The organism is uncultured Nostoc sp. (assembly GCF_964245575.1).
Lineage (GTDB): Bacteria > Cyanobacteriota > Cyanobacteriia > Cyanobacteriales > Nostocaceae > Nostoc.
On sequence record NZ_CAXTNP010000001.1, the window covers coordinates 39,573 to 52,334 of the forward strand.

Annotated in this window: 9 protein-coding genes and 1 pseudogene; all 10 read left to right on the top strand. The window is 40.7% G+C overall.

The genetic code is table 11. The annotated features are described in order from the left end of the window. The first annotated feature begins 45 nt into the window (after positions 1-45). The 10 genes and pseudogenes from ACFFAP_RS00165 to ACFFAP_RS00210 all read left to right on the top strand — a co-directional run bounded on the left by ACFFAP_RS00165 (position 46) and on the right by ACFFAP_RS00210 (position 12,741). A complete protein-coding gene (locus tag ACFFAP_RS00165; protein WP_375509319.1) occupies positions 46-939 on the top strand; it encodes a TauD/TfdA dioxygenase family protein in 894 nt (297 codons plus the stop codon). 48 nt (positions 940-987) lie between these two features. Next, positions 988-2,445: an aspartate aminotransferase family protein gene (locus ACFFAP_RS00170; RefSeq protein WP_375509320.1), complete on the top strand. Its 1,458-nt coding sequence runs from the start codon at positions 988-990 to the stop codon at positions 2,443-2,445. Continuing rightward, positions 2,435-5,632, top strand: a pseudogene (locus tag ACFFAP_RS00175) (beta-ketoacyl synthase N-terminal-like domain-containing protein); the annotation flags it as partial. The gene ACFFAP_RS00170 and the pseudogene ACFFAP_RS00175, both read left to right, overlap by 11 nt. A gap of 219 nt (positions 5,633-5,851) precedes the next feature. Then, on the top strand, positions 5,852-6,496 hold the full coding sequence (locus ACFFAP_RS00180; RefSeq protein WP_375509321.1) for an FkbM family methyltransferase: 645 nt from the start codon (positions 5,852-5,854) through the stop codon (positions 6,494-6,496). A gap of 27 nt (positions 6,497-6,523) precedes the next feature. Beyond that, positions 6,524-7,390: a 3-hydroxyacyl-CoA dehydrogenase family protein gene (locus ACFFAP_RS00185; protein WP_375509322.1), complete on the top strand. Its 867-nt coding sequence runs from the start codon at positions 6,524-6,526 to the stop codon at positions 7,388-7,390. 90 nt (positions 7,391-7,480) lie between these two features. Beyond that, positions 7,481-7,732: an acyl carrier protein gene (locus ACFFAP_RS00190; RefSeq protein ID WP_375509323.1), complete on the top strand. Its 252-nt coding sequence runs from the start codon at positions 7,481-7,483 to the stop codon at positions 7,730-7,732. A gap of 8 nt (positions 7,733-7,740) precedes the next feature. After that, positions 7,741-8,955: an acyl-CoA dehydrogenase family protein gene (locus ACFFAP_RS00195; protein WP_375509324.1), complete on the top strand. Its 1,215-nt coding sequence runs from the start codon at positions 7,741-7,743 to the stop codon at positions 8,953-8,955. 4 nt (positions 8,956-8,959) lie between these two features. Further along, the gene (locus ACFFAP_RS00200; RefSeq protein WP_375509325.1) at positions 8,960-10,030 is read left to right on the top strand and encodes an HAD-IIIC family phosphatase; all 1,071 of its coding nucleotides are present in this window, start codon (positions 8,960-8,962) and stop codon (positions 10,028-10,030) included. 54 nt (positions 10,031-10,084) lie between these two features. Next, positions 10,085-11,671, top strand: coding sequence for a condensation domain-containing protein (locus ACFFAP_RS00205; protein ID WP_375509326.1), 1,587 nt, complete (start codon positions 10,085-10,087; stop codon positions 11,669-11,671). Between the two features lie 23 nt (positions 11,672-11,694). Next, positions 11,695-12,741: a TauD/TfdA family dioxygenase gene (locus ACFFAP_RS00210; RefSeq protein ID WP_375509327.1), complete on the top strand. Its 1,047-nt coding sequence runs from the start codon at positions 11,695-11,697 to the stop codon at positions 12,739-12,741. Positions 12,742-12,762 lie beyond the last annotated feature (21 nt).

Here is a 12,762-nt window from a genome sequence, read left to right on the forward strand (position 1 = left end):
ACACTATTTTTAATCATTAAGTTTTAGCAGTTTTGCAGTACAACTATGACAATTCAAATCGATTCACTAGAAACCAGCACCAAAAAAATTATCTATAGCAATGAATGCAAAGAGATTCTTAACCTCTCTGTTGCGAAAATTCAGGAGATGTTCAAGTCATCTGGGATTATTCTGTTTCGAGGGTTTGAGGTAACTCATGAATTGATGCAAGTATTTGCAGAACAATTTAGTTCTAGATTTACGCGAGATGATGATAAACCTCTGGTTGATCCAAACGGGTTTGTCAGTTCAGTAGATATAGGAATGCATGAAATTCTCCCTCATCGTGAAAACGGTAGTTCTCCCTTTTCACCTGATGCTGTTTGGTTTTGCTGCACCATACCAGCAGCACAAGGGGGCGAAACTTTGTTCTGGGATGGTATTCAAGTCTGGCAGAAATTCAGTGAAGAGTTAAAAGAGTTATTTATTTCTAAAAAAATCAAGTTTGTTCATAAATTTCCTGCTGATAAATGGAAGCATTTTTTGGGATCAGATGCTACTATATCTGATGCCAAACAAGTGTTAGATGGTTTTAATAGTGTAAAATACCAAATCGACGAGGAGGAGTCTATATATACAGAATATATTTGTTCAGCTGTGATTCAAACAAAATATAGTAATCAAAATGCCTTTGTCAACGACATTATCACAGGTAATAGTAACCTGAAAGGCTGTGCAAATTTGGAATTAGAATCAGCACTAACTTTTGAAGATGGTTCGTTAATCCCTGATGTAGTTATAGAGAAAATTGAGAAAGTCATGTACAGCTTAACTGAAGAGATCCAGTGGCAAGCGGGTGATTTAGTAATGATTGATAATTCTAGATTTTTGCATGGTCGCAGAGCATTTAACGATAGTCGTCGGCGTTTGTTTGCTCTGCTAAGTTACCTTAACTTTTGATATCTATCAGTGCATAGATAAGGTTTTTTATAACAAAATGTAAATATCATGAATGAACAAAAAAATCAGTTACAACAGAGATATTTAGAAGCGTTCACTGCACGCTACAACGAGCGGACAAAAAAATCAAAACAACTTGCTCAAGCTTATCGCCCGATTATTACTAGCAATATGGGGCCAGTAGGTTTTAGTTTGTCTTGTAAAGAAATGTGCTACCCTATTGCTGTCAAGCGCTCTCTGGGTTCCAGGATATGGGATGTTGATGGCAATGAATATATAGACTTCATGATGGGATTGGGAGTCAATCTTTTTGGCCACAATCCACCTTTTATCCAAGCAGCCCTCAAAGAACAACTTGAAAAAGGAATACAAATTGGCCCGCAATCAGAACTTACTGGCGAGGTAGGTGAATTAATTTGTGAACTGACAGGAATGGAGAGAGTTGCCTTTAGCAATACAGGCACAGAAGCAGTGATGGCAGCAATACGTTTAGCACGAACAACAACAGGACGTAACAAGATTGTGCTATTCTCTGGCTCCTATCACGGTCATTTTGATGGAACGCTAGTTAAGACAGAAACGCTAGACGGAATTTCACGTACTGTACCAATAACTCCAGGAATACCGCAAAATATTGTTGAAGATTATTTAGTTTTAGATTATGGAAATCCTCAATCACTAGATGCAATCAGAGCTAATAAGCACGAATTGGCTGCTGTTTTAGTTGAACCTGTACAAAGTCGCCGACCAGACTTGCAGCCTAAAGATTTTCTCTTGCAGCTGAGACAATTGACCAAAGAATTAGGGATAGCATTAATTTTTGATGAAGTGATAACTGGCTTTCGTGTTCATCCAGGTGGCGCACAGGCGTGGTTTGGTGTTGAAGCAGACATAGCTACCTATGGAAAGATTGTTGGTGGCGGAATGCCGATTGGAATTATTGCTGGCAAGGCTACCTACATGGATAGAATTGATGGCGGGATGTGGAATTATGGTGATGCATCTCAACCTCAAGTCGAAACAACATATTTTGCAGGTACATTTCGTAGGCATCCACTAGCTATGGCTGCGGCACTAGCTGTGCTTAAACATCTAAAAATGCAAGGATCACAGTTACAACAGCAGTTGAATCAACGGATGTCACAACTAGTTGAAACATTAAATGCTTACTTTGAAGAAGAAGAAGTTCCTTTACGTCTGAGGAATTTTAGCTCGTGGTTTAGTCCTGCTTTTTTAGAGAAATTTTCACTTTTAGAATATGCTACTCCATCCGAGTTGCGAGAACTTTTATATTATCACCTTCTAAATCAGGGAGTTATGTTGGGAGGACCTGGAGGCTACCTTTCTACAGCTCATACAGATGAAGATATTAATTATATAATTCAGGCTTTTAAAGCTAGCGTTAGGGAACTACGTAAAGGAGGTTTTTTACCTCCTACTGCTCCACAAAATTTGGTGAAAGAATTATCATTGGAAACGAGGGAGCAGATAGCCGATGTCCGTTAATGATACTTTCATAAATGAGAATATGGAAGGGATAGCTGTGATTGGCATGGCTGGTCGTTTTCCTGGAGCCAAAAGTATTAATGATTTTTGGCAAAACCTCAAAGATGGTGTGGAGTCAATTTCTGTCTTAACGGATGAAGATATATTAAATTCAGCAATTGATCCAGCTATACTGAATAATCCTCGCCATGTAAAAGCTGGGGCAGTATTAGAAGATATAGAATTATTTGACGCTGCATTCTTTGGTTTTAACCCAAGAGAAGCAGCAATTATGGACCCCCAACACCGCTTTTTTTTGGAGTGTTCGTGGCAGGCTCTGGAAGATGCTGGCTACGATTCTGAAAACTTTGCAGGCGAAATTGGCATTTATGGGGGTATGGCTTGGAACAGCTATTTGTTGTTCAACATTGCTTCCAACCGCAACTTACTCAGCTTAGAAATTGGTCAACAAACGCTACTCGGTAATGAAAAAGATTTCCTAACTACACGCACCTCCTATAAATTAAATCTAAAAGGCCCAAGTATTAATGTTCAAACTGGCTGCTCCACATCATTAGTTGCAATCTATTTGGCAAGCCAAAGCTTGGTCAGTTACCAATGCGATATGGCTCTAGCTGGTGGTGTGAGTATAAATGTCTTACAAAAAGCTGGTTATTTACATCAAGAAGGGGGAATAATGTCTCCCGATGGGCACTGTCGTACCTTTGATGCCAAAGCTAGGGGAACTGTGGGTGGCAGCGGAGTTGGAGTAGTAGTTCTCAAACGCTTGGAAGATGCTCTAGCCGATGGTGACTGCATTCATGCTGTTATCAAAGGTTCTGCTATCAATAATGATGGAGCTTTGAAAGTGGGTTACACAGCACCTAGCTTGGTTAGGCAAGCCCAGGTGATCGCACAAGCTCTTGCTGTAGCCGACATTGAGGCTGAGACAGTCAACTATGTAGAGTGTCACGGTAGCGGTACAGTTCTAGGAGATCCTGTGGAAATCAAGGCTTTAACAAAAGCCTTCGGTACAAGTACTCAGAAAAAAAACTTCTGTGCCATTGGTTCGGTAAAAACAAATGTTGGACATCTAGATGCAGCGGCAGGTATAGCTGGCTTCATTAAGACGGTTCTGGCTCTAAAACACAAGTTGATTCCACCTAGCTTACACTTTGAGCAACCCAACCCTGAGATTGATTTCAACAATAGTCCTTTCTATGTAAACACCAAGTTGTCTGAATGGAAAACCAATGGCATCCCCCGCCGTGCTGGAGTTAGTTCCTTCGGTATTGGGGGAACTAATGCACATATAATTCTGGAGGAAGCCCCGGTTAGGGAGCAGAGGAGCAGGGGAGCAGGGGAGCAGGGGAGGAAATATCAGGTGTTGGTTCTTTCTGCGAAAACGGAATCAGCACTCTTATCAGCTACGGCAAATCTGGTTAATCACCTGAAACAGCATCCCAATTTAAACTTAGCTGATGTGGCTTATACCCTGAAGGTGGGTCGCAGGGCTATGGGCTATCGACGGGTGGTTGTTTGTCAGGATGTTGATGATGCAATGAATGCACTGCAAGATCCAAAACGAGTTTTGACCAGTATTCAAGAGACAAGTGAATACACTGCATACACTCCCAGCCCTGCGGACGGGTTGCACGATCGCGATCGCCCCATCGCTTTGATGTTTCCTGGGCTGGGAACTCATTATATTAACATGGCTCTTGAACTTTACCAAGTTGAGCCGACGTTTCAACAAGCAGTTGACAGATGTTGCCTATTGCTAAAACCTCTCCTTGGTCTGGATCTGCGGGATGTGCTGTATCCCAAAAATAGTTCTCAAAAACATAACCCACCTAAACCAGGTCTGGATTTGCGAAAGATGCTTGGTCGTGGTGAAGAACCAGCAGATGAAGCCACACAAAAACTAAATCAAACCTTTCTCGCCCAACCAGCCATCTTTGTCATCGAGTACGCTTTGGCTCAGTTGTGGATCGAGTGGGGAATTCGTCCTGTTGCCATGATTGGCTACAGCATCGGTGAATTTGTAGCGGCAACTTTAGCAGGAGTTTTGTCTCTGGAAGACGCTCTGACTCTTGTTGCCAAAAGAGCGCAAATGATTCAAGAGTTGCCAGCAGGGGCAATGCTTGCTGTTCCCCTGACAGAACAAGAGGTACAGCCTTTCCTAAGTGAGAAACTTTCCCTCTCAGCAATCAACGGCTCATCTCTTTGTGTAATTTCGGGTTACACCGAGGCTGTGGATGAATTGGAACGCCACCTAACCCAAAAGGGTTTGGCGTGTCGGCGGATTTTTACTTCCCATGCTTTTCATTCAAAAATGATGGAGGCGATCGCACCCAACTTACACGATCTAGTTAAAACATTCAATCTCCAACCACCTAAAATTCCCTATTTATCCAATGTCACAGGAACTTGGATTACAGCAGAGCAAGCAACAGATCCCAACTACTGGGTTAAGCATATGTGCCAAGCTGTGCAGTTTGCTTCGGCAGTGCAAGAATTGTCCAAAAAACACAATCCGGTTCTGTTAGAAGTTGGTTCTGGACAGACATTGAGCAGTTTAGCACTCAGTATTTTACAGAGCGATCGCCTAGCAGATCGAGTTGTGCTGCCATCGCTGCGGCATGCTTACGAACGTCAATCAGATATTGCCTTTTTGCTGAATACACTAGGTCAGCTTTGGCTTGCAGGAGTGCAGATAGATTGGGCAGGATTTTATTCTCATCAGCGTCGCGATCGTTTGCCCTTACCAACCTATCCGTTTGAGCGTCAGCGTTATTGGATTGAACCACACAAACAAACACAAGTTGTCGCCATCTCGCAGACATGCTCACCAGAAAACTTTCAAGGCGGCGAAGCCCAGGAATATCAATTACCAACGAATAGCGAAACAGTATCAGAGCTTTCGCTACACTCGCGCCCACATTTACGGAATTCGTATGTTGCTCCTAGCAGTGAACTCGAACACAAAATTGCTAACTTCTACCAACAATTGTTGGGCATCGAGCAAGTAGGTATATATGACAACTTCTTTGAATTGGGAGGAAATTCCCTAATCGGTATTCAGGTGATTGCCCAACTTCGCAAAAACTTCCAATTAGAACTATCCCTTCGTGCCCTCTTTGAAGCACCCTCTGTAGCTGAGTTGGGTTTATTTATTGAAGAAATGATTATAGCGGAGTTAGAAGAATTAACTGAAGACGAAGCTCAGGAACTTGTATCTGTTGTTACTAAAAAGCAACAAGCACCGATAACTAACAGTCAGCCGAGCAAAGCTACAGATTGCCGAACAATCTAGAGATTGTGCATCTGGGCAAAGCAGAAACTGATTACTTCTACAAGGACATTTTGGAAAATTAAGTCTATCTCAAGCACGGAATTACTCTCAACAATCGGGACTGGATTTTTGATGTCGGCTCTCACATCGGTTTGTTTACGCTGTTTGTCAATCAGCAATGCAAAAATCCCAGAATATTATGCATTTGAGCCGGCTTTGCCTCTGTTGGAAATTTTACGCGCGAATACAAAACGCTATGGGATGAATGCCAAACTGTTCAATTGCGGATTGTCTGACGAGTCAAAAGCCGCAACATTAACGTTTTATCCCAATAGTTCTGGAATGTCGTCATTCTATGCTAATGGAGAAGAAGAAAAATCAGTTTTAAAAGCGATCGTCCTCAATCAATTGCAAAATAATCTCAAGAGTTGGGAAAACCTGATACAATATTCTGGTGAATTGCTAGAAGAAAGATTTAAAAGTCAGTCTTTTTCTTGCCAACTGAGAACCCTCTCTGATGTCCTTGGCGAACAAAACGTCGAACGCATAGACTTACTAAAAATTGATGCGTATAAAAGCGAACTTGATGTCATCAAAGGTATCAAGAATGAAAATTGGAAAAAAATCAAGCAGATTGTCATAGGAGTAGGCGATAAACAGGGGCGGCTAGAGCAAATTACTGACTTGCTTAAAATCAAAAATTATAACGTCGTAATAGAAAAAGAAAACTTGTATGAAAAGTCAGCGATGTACTATGTTTACGCTAAACGAAAATGAACAATGAAATTCTAAAAATAGGTAGCAATGAGAGAAATTCAGACAGTTGGTGTTGTCGGAGCGGGTGTTATGGGAATCGGGGTTTCACAAAACCTCGCTCAAACAGGTCATCAGGTGATTTTAGTAGATATTTCAGAAGATATTCTGGATCATGCTAAACAAGAAATTAGAAATAATGTCCGTTTTCAGGGTTTTTTCCAGAAAAACAGTGAAGCAGAGAGTCCTAACGACATACTGCATCGAATTAAGTTTTCAAGTAACTATAAATTCCTTGAAGATGCAGAATTTGTGATTGAAAATGTCACGGAAAAGTGGGATATTAAAAAGGAGGTCTACGCGCAGCTTGATGCCATTTGTCCAGAGAAAACAGTATTTGCAGCTAATACATCAGCTATCTCAATTACCCGCATTGCTTCAGTGACCAAGCGAACACCACGAGTCATTGGTATGCATTTTATGAACCCCGTGCCAATGAAACCGATGGTTGAAATGATTCGTGGGCATCATACATCTGATGAAACAATCGAGACAGCAAAAAAATTGTTGGCTCAGATGGGCAAGGAATGCATCATCGTTAATGACTCACCGGGTTTTGTTTCCAACCGCGTGTTGATGTTGACTATTAACGAAGCTATTTTTATCCTGCAAGACCAAGTTGCTTCAATAGAAGAGGTGGATAAAATCTTTAAAACCTGCTTTGGTCACAAAATGGGCCCACTGGAAACAGCCGATTTAATTGGTCTAGATACGATTTTATTTTCCATCGAAGTTTTGTATGAAAGTTTCAACGACAGTAAATACAGGCCATGTCCATTGCTTAAGAAAATGGTAGATGCGGGATTGCATGGTCGTAAAAGTGGCAAAGGGTTTTATGCATATAGCAATCCTAAATGATTTGTAAAATTATTTTTTATTTTTTCTGATTAGATATCAATAAATTAGAATATTACTATGAATAAAAAGTCACATAAATAGTGTTAAATTATGAAAGAAACCACAACAAGAATTAAAACCTTCCTTTGCCGATTTTTTGGTGACCATGACTTGCAGTTAGATGAAGATATATTTAGTCTCGGTTTTGTTAATTCAATGTTTGCCATGCAACTAGTCTTATTTTTAGAACAAGAATTTCAAATTACTATTGAAAACGAGGATCTGGAGTTTGATAACTTTAAGACAATAAATGCTATGAGCAATTTAGTACAACGTAAAACAGCTTTGCTTACCTACAAATAAACCAAAAATTGACGGTATTTATCTACCTCAGTGATGTGATGAAACTAGAATTAACTCCTCAGCAAAAAAACGCTCAGGTTGAATTTAGAGAATTTGTAGATGCAGAGGTTGTACCTCAGGCAAATCAATACGATCAACAAGAACGTACCCCTCCAGACCTAGTTAAAAAATTCGCTCAAAAACGATATTTAGGTGCTGTTTTACCTAAAGAGTTCGGTGGCGAAGCTATGGATATGATCACCTATGGCTTGCTGAACGAAGAAATTGGACGCGGGTGTTCTTCGCTGCGGAGTTTGCTGACAGTTCATTGCATGGTTTGTCATGCTCTTTGCAAGTGGGGCAATAAGTCTCAAAAAAACTATTGGCTTCCTAAATTAGCCTCTGGTGAAATAATTGCTGCTTTCGCTTTGAGTGAACCTAACGTGGGTAGTGATGCCAAAAGTGTGGAAACTACGGCAACACTTTCTGGGGATGCTTACATCTTAAATGGACACAAAAAATGGATTACCTATGGACAAATTGCAGATGTCTTTTTAGTGTTTGCTCAATGTGAAGAAAAACCTTCTGCTTTCTTAGTTGAAAAGAATAGCCCTGGACTCTCGATCAAACCAATTTTTGGGATGCTAGGTGTCAGGGCTTCGATGTTAGCAGAATTGCACCTAGATAACTGTCGCATTCCCCAAGAAAATCTTGTGGGTAGGCTGGGTTCTGGTTTCTCTTATGTAGCATCCTCTGCACTGGATTATGGCAGATACAGTGTAGCATGGGGGTCTGTAGGCATTGCACAAGCTTGTTTGTCGGCTTGCATTCGTTATACAAGCGATCGCAAGCAGTTTGGCGTTTATTTAAAAGAACATCAATTAATTCGCCAAATGATTACTAACATGATTGCCAATGTCAAAGCAGCAAGATTGCTATGCTATCAAGCTGGCTATCTCAAAGATATTGGCGATCCTAGCTCCATTATAGAGACTTCAATTGCCAAGTATTTTACATCCACAATTGCTTCTCAAGTAGCAAGTGATGCCGTACAAATTCATGGTGGTAATGGTTGCAGTAGCGAATACCCGGTTGAAAGATATTTGCGAGATGCCAAAATCATGGAAATCATTGAAGGTAGCACTCAAATTCAACAAATTACTATTGCTGAGTACGGTTATCAGGAGTACTTATCACCACGCACTGGCGCTGTGATGGTGCAAAACTTAGCAGCAAGGATATAAATACATGATTAGCACTCAAATTGAATCTTCAAATAACAAGCAAGAAGACAAAAAAATCATTAAGTGCGTCGTTTGGGATTTAGATAACACGCTATGGCATGGTGTGTTATTGGAGGATAACTCTGTTTACTTGCGAGATGATATTCTAGATATCATCAAAACTTTGGATAGTCGCGGGATATTACAATCTATTGCAAGTAAAAATGATTGTGTTCTTGCCATGAACAAACTTCAAGAGTTTGGTTTGCAAGAATATTTTCTGTATCCTCAAATTAATTGGAATTCCAAAGCTGCTTCTCTTCAAGAAATCGCTAAATTAATTAATATTGGGAGTGATGCGATCGCCTTTATTGACGATCAGCCATTTGAACTGGAAGAAGTTAACTTTTCCCTGCCGGAAGTCCTCTGTATCAACGCATCTCAACTGGCGGATCTATTAGATATGCCAGAAATGAATCCGCGTTTTATTACAGAAGATTCCAAAATTAGAAGGTTAATGTACATTAGTGATATAAAGCGTCAAAATACTGAAAAAGAATTCGTTGGGACACCCGAAGAGTTTTTAGCCACCCTTAAGATGAGTTTTACCATCTCTTCAGCAAAAGAAGAAGATTTACAACGGGCAGAAGAATTAACAGTACGTACTAACCAATTGAATACAACTGGTTATACATACTCTTATGATGAACTCAATCATTTTCGTCAATCAGAAAATCACAAACTGTTTATTGCTAGTTTAGATGATAAATATGGAAGTTACGGTAAAATTGGGTTAGTTCTGATAGAGTGCCAAGAAAGCGTCTGGACAATAAAACTTCTGCTGATGTCCTGTCGCGTCATGTCCAGAGGGATCGGCACAATTATGCTTAACTATATTATGAATCTAGCTAAAAACAACAAAGTTCGGCTGTGTGCTGAGTTTGTTTCCAATAATCGCAACCGGATGATGTATATCGCTTATAAATTTGCAGGTTTCAAAGAAATTGAAAAGCGGGGTGAACTGGTGACTATTGAAAATGATTTAACGCGGATTCAAGCTTTTCCAGACTATATAAAAGTACAGATACTGAATTAGAAAGAGTTTAAATTTCTAGGTAGATATTGCTCAATAGGATATAGAGTTAAACAAATGACTTTTCGGAACGATAGTATAAGCTTTGAGCAGAAAAAAGATGAACTTTCCCAGCGACGTTCTCAGCTTTCCGTTGTTAAGCAAACGCTGCTGAAAAAGCGGTTGTGCGGATTTGAATCTAATGCTCAATTACAACTTATTCCTCGACGTTCCCAGCGCGAATCAGCACCTCTATCCTTTGCTCAACAGCGGATGTGGTTTCTCTACCAATTGGAGCCAAACAGCGCTGCCTATAATCAAGTTGCATCTATACACATAACGGGTTCACTCGACCTAGCAGTGCTGGAGCAGAGCCTAAATGAAATAATACGCCGTCACGAAGCTCTACGCACCACGTTTGCGATCGCAGAAGGAGAATCGGTTCAAATCATTGCTCCAGTCTTGACCATAACTCTGCCGAGAGTAGACCTGAGGAAGTTGCCGGAAGTTAAGCGTGAGCAGGAGGTTCAGCGACAAACTACTCAGGAAGTCCAACAGCTTTTTGACTTAGAACAAGGCCCATTGCTGCGGAGCATGATACTGCATCTGACCGAGACAGAGTATTTGCTGCAAGTCACTATGCACCACATCATCACCGACGGTTGGACATGGGGCGTACTCGTTCGTGAACTGGTAGCGCTTTACGAGGCTTTCAGTATTGGTAAGCCCTCTACGCTGCCTGAACTCTCTATTCAGTACGCAGACTTTGCTGTTTGGCAGCGGCAGTGGCTGGCGGGAGAGGTATTAAAGACTCAAGTCGCTTACTGGAAGCAGCAGCTGCATAATCTTCCGACATTGCAGTTGCCTACCGACCGCCCTCGACCTACAGTTCAAGCCTTCCGAGGGGCTAGACAAACTCTAATGTTACCAAAGGCTTTATCAGAGGAGCTAAAAGTCCTGAGCCAGCAGTCAGGGATAACGCTATTTATGCTACTGCTAGCGACCTTTAAGACTCTGTTGCACTGGTACACAGACCAAGACGACATAGTTGTGGGTACTGATGTCGCCAACCGCAACCGACCAGAGGTTGAAGGGCTAATTGGGTTCTTTGTGAATCAACTGGTATTGCGGACAAACCTCTCAGGAAATCCTACCTTTCGAGAGTTGCTTGGACGGGTGCGCGATTGTACTTTGTCAGCATACGCCCATCAGGATTTACCGTTTGAGAAACTGCTGAACGCCCTGAAACTGGAGCGAACCCGAAGCCGGATGCCACTGTTTCAAGTCAAACTTGTTCTCCAAAATGCTCCATTACCACCTTTTGAGATTTCGGGTTTAACGGTAAATATTTTGGATCAGGTAGAAACAGAGGAAACCAAACTTGATTTGTTCTTGGAACTAAGAGAGACAGAGCAAGGATTGAAAGGATTATTAGAGTACGATACAGACCTATTTGATGCTAGTAGTATTACCCGGATGCTGAAGCATTTTGAAATAATTTTAGCGAGTGTTGTTACACAGCCAGATGCGAAACTAAATGAACTAGAAGAAATTTTTAACAAAACAGATAAACAACAGCAGATGCTCCATAAAATCAAACAAAAAGAGGTGTCTTACCAAAAATTAAAAAATGTTCAAAGGAAGGTTATTAGTGAGAAATTATAAAAAAAATTAATAAAGTGGGTTTTATGAAAAACTTAAAAAATAAAAAATCTAGCTCTATAAAATTAGAGACAGTGCGACGAAAGACAATTAATTTGTCAGAGGCAGAATTTATCAAGATAGATTTTCTTACCCCTTGGCAAACACTTCCGATCATCCTAAAACCTAATATTGACTATCTCGATTTAGCCGATTGGATTGAGAGCAGCCAAAATTTTATAGAAACAAATTTACTAAAATATGGTGCGATATTATTCCGGGGATTCAATGTAGATACTGCACCAGCATTTGAGCGAGTTTGCTTGACTCTTTGTTCAGACTTGTTTAATGAGAATGGTGAACATCCCCGGAAAACTGTTAGCGGTAACGTTTATACTCCAGTATCTTACCCTGCTGATAAAAAGCTCTTGTGGCATAACGAAAATTCATTTAATTATTGTTGGCCAAGGAAAATATTGTTTGGTTGTCTTCAGCCTGCACAGCAGGGAGGAGAAACACCAATTGTTGATAGTCGGATAGTTTTTCAGCTAATCGATCCTCAAATTAGAGAGCGATTTATTGATAAGAAAGTTATGTATATCCGAAACTACGGGGATGGATTAGGATTAAACTGGGAAACAGTTTTTCAAACTAGTGATCGCTTAGAAGTAGAAGCTGCATGTACAAACGCAGGAATTGATTTTGAATGGAAAACAGGCAATCGACTGAGGACTCGTGTTGTTCGACCAGCAGTTGTCAAACACCCTCAAACTGAGGAAATGTCTTGGTTTAATCAGGCGCAACATTGGCATCCAGCTTGCTTAGATTCACAAACTCGTGAGTCGCTTTTGTCAATGTTTAAGCAAGAGGATTTGCCACGAAATTGCTATTACGGTGACGGCTCTCCTATTGAAGATTCGGTGATGCAAGAAATCTGTGCAGTATATCAGCACTCAGAAGTTAGCTTTCCTTGGCAAAGTGGAGATTTATTAATACTAGATAATCTATTAACTGCTCATGGAAGGAATTCCTATGTGGGAGAAAGGCAACTCTTAGTTGCAATGGGCGAAATGGCAAAATTTGATGATATTTAACATTATTAGGAGTACCTAAAG

What these genes read in the sequence shown, in the direction of transcription:
- ACFFAP_RS00210 (WP_375509327.1), top strand. Translation starts at nt 11,695, where the DNA reads ATGAAAAACTTAAAAAATAAAAAATCTAGCTCTATAAAATTAGAGACA.
- ACFFAP_RS00170 (WP_375509320.1), top strand. Translation starts at nt 988, where the DNA reads ATGAATGAACAAAAAAATCAGTTACAACAGAGATATTTAGAAGCGTTC.
- ACFFAP_RS00200 (WP_375509325.1), top strand. Translation starts at nt 8,960, where the DNA reads ATGATTAGCACTCAAATTGAATCTTCAAATAACAAGCAAGAAGACAAA.
- ACFFAP_RS00180 (WP_375509321.1), top strand. Translation starts at nt 5,852, where the DNA reads ATGTCGGCTCTCACATCGGTTTGTTTACGCTGTTTGTCAATCAGCAAT.
- ACFFAP_RS00205 (WP_375509326.1), top strand. Translation starts at nt 10,085, where the DNA reads ATGACTTTTCGGAACGATAGTATAAGCTTTGAGCAGAAAAAAGATGAA.
- ACFFAP_RS00185 (WP_375509322.1), top strand. Translation starts at nt 6,524, where the DNA reads ATGAGAGAAATTCAGACAGTTGGTGTTGTCGGAGCGGGTGTTATGGGA.
- ACFFAP_RS00165 (WP_375509319.1), top strand. Translation starts at nt 46, where the DNA reads ATGACAATTCAAATCGATTCACTAGAAACCAGCACCAAAAAAATTATC.
- ACFFAP_RS00190 (WP_375509323.1), top strand. Translation starts at nt 7,481, where the DNA reads ATGAAAGAAACCACAACAAGAATTAAAACCTTCCTTTGCCGATTTTTT.